This is a genomic window from Streptomyces tricolor (assembly GCF_002155905.1).
Classification (GTDB): domain Bacteria; phylum Actinomycetota; class Actinomycetes; order Streptomycetales; family Streptomycetaceae; genus Streptomyces; species Streptomyces tricolor.
Genome location: NZ_MUMF01000648.1, coordinates 1 through 2,225, shown reverse-complemented (window position 1 = coordinate 2,225; position 2,225 = coordinate 1). Strand labels below are relative to the sequence as shown.

The following is a 2,225-nucleotide window of genomic DNA, read 5'->3' as shown; positions in this document are numbered from 1 at the left end:
GTTCGGGGCCGGGCAGGGGGGTGGGCGAGGTCATGTGCCGACCCTAAGCGGACCCCGAAGGTCACCACATGTGGTGACGACCCACACTTCAGCCAGCAGTCATAGGGTCAAACCATGTGGGTGCCTCCGACATGGCTTGCTTGATCCGGAAGAGCCCGAACTCGTGCAGCTCGGGCAGCGCGTCCACCGCGAACCAGCCGACTTCCAGCGACTCGTCGTCGTTGACCCGGGCCTCGCCGCCCACGGCCCGGCAGCGGATGGTGACGTCCATGAACTGGCAGGTGTCACCGTTGGCGTAGGTCACCGGTTCCAGGGCCTGGACCAGGACGACCCGCTCGGCGACGCAGTGCACCGCCGTCTCCTCGAAGACCTCCCGCACGGCGCAGGCCGCGGGCTGCTCGCCCGGCTCCGGGATGCCGCCGATCACCGACCACTTGCGCGTGTCGGTCCGTCTGCCGAGCAGCACCCTGCCCTCGTCGTCGAAGACGATCGCGGTGACACCGGGGAGCCACAGCAGTTGCCGGCCGGCGGAGGCCCTGAGCGTACGGATGAATTCGGGAGTAGCCATGACGCGACCCTAGCGGGCCGGTGCGCCGCACCCCGGCACGTCGGGGTCGTACAGCGGTCGTACGGCGGTCACGCGGCAGTCGTACGGCGGTGTCGTACGGCTACGCGTCACCGGCGCGCCGGGCGCGCAGGCCGGAGCCGATCGCCCAGCCGATGCCGCCCACGGCGACCAGCACCAGGGCGATCTCCGGGAGGACGCCCAGTTCGGTGGCGGGGGTGGTGGACGTGCGCAACGGCACCTTCTGGACGAGGTAGGCGGGCACGAACATGCCGGTCCGCTGGGTGATCCGCCCGTCCGGCAGGATGATCGCGCTGACGCCGCTGGTCACCGGCACGGTCACGGTGCGGCTGTGCTCGACCGCGCGGATGCGGGACATGGCGAGCTGCTGGTAGGTCATCTCGCTGCGGTCGAAGGTGGCGTTGTTGCTCGGCACGGAGATCATCTGCGCCCCGTGCGTCACCGTGTCCCGTACGGCCCAGTCGAAGGCGGCCTCGTAGCAGGTGGCCAGACCGACCTTGGTGCCCTCGATGTCGAACACGCCCGGCTCGCTGCCCCGGCTGAAGTCCTGGTGGGCCATGTCGGTCCAGGTCTTGTTGATCGCGCCGACGAGCGAGCGCAGCGGAAGGAACTCCCCGAAGGGCTGGATCTGCCGCTTGTCGTAGGTCTGCGTCGGTCCCTTGACCGGGTCCCACAGGATCTGCTCGTTGAGCAGTTTGCCGTCCTTCTCCACCACGCCGCCGACGGAGACGGGCACGCCGATGTCCTTGGCCGCCTTCTCGATGACGTCGGCGGCGTCCGGGTACGCGAACGGGTCGATGTCGGAGGAGTTCTCCGGCCACAGGACGTAGTCCGGCTTGGCGGCCTTCCCCGCCCTGACGTCGGCGGCCAGCTTGTGCGTCTCGCGCGCGTGGTAGTCGAGCACGGCCCGCCGCTGCGCGTTGAACCCGAGCCCGGCGCGCGGCACGTTGCCCTGGATGACCGCCACGGTGGCGGTGCCGTCCTCCGCCGTGTCGCTCACCAGCGCGCGGGCCGCGACCGCGCCGGCCACCGGTACGGCGACGCTCAGCAGCGCGGCGGTCGCGGCGGCCCGCCGTACGGCCCGGGTCCGGCGCCGCTCGGCGATCAGCCGCCCGGCCTCGTAGAGACCGAAGCCGCACAGGACGACCGCGAAGCCCAGCACCGGAGTGCCGCCCACCGCGGCGAGCGGCAGGAAGACGCCGTCCGCCTGACCGAACGCGATCTTGCCCCAGGGGAAGCCCCCGAAGGGCACGCGCGCGCGGAGCGCTTCGCCGGTGATCCACACGGCGGCGGCCCACACCGGCCACGCGGGCAGCCGGGAGACTGCGGTGACCCCCACGCCGACCAGCGCGACGAAGAGCGCCTCGATGGCGACCAGGGCCAGCCAGGGCCCCGGGCCGACCTCCACGCCGGTCCACACCAGCAGCGGCAGCAGGAAGCCCAGCCCGAAGAGGTAGCCGAGACCGAGGGCGGCCTTCCAGCTCCGGCCACGCAGCACCCAGGCGAAACCGGCGAAGGCGGGCAGGGCCAGCCACCACAGGGGACGCGGCGGGAAGCTGAGGTAGAGCAGCACTCCGCAGAGCGCGGAGGCGGCGGCCGGGACCAGGCGCAGCAGCCGGCCGGCGGGCCCGCCGGGGGC

Annotated in this window: 2 protein-coding genes; both read right to left on the bottom strand. The window is 72.2% G+C overall.

Annotation, left to right across the window (positions count from 1 at the left end):
• Positions 1-88: 88 nt before the first annotated feature.
• Entirely contained in the window at positions 89-568 is a 480-nt protein-coding gene (locus tag CCN44_RS36365; protein ID WP_086702914.1) for an NUDIX hydrolase, read from the bottom strand.
• 100 nt (positions 569-668) lie between these two features.
• A partial coding sequence (lnt, locus tag CCN44_RS36360; RefSeq protein ID WP_107502144.1) for an apolipoprotein N-acyltransferase occupies positions 669-2,225 on the bottom strand: 1,557 nt, incomplete at its 5' end.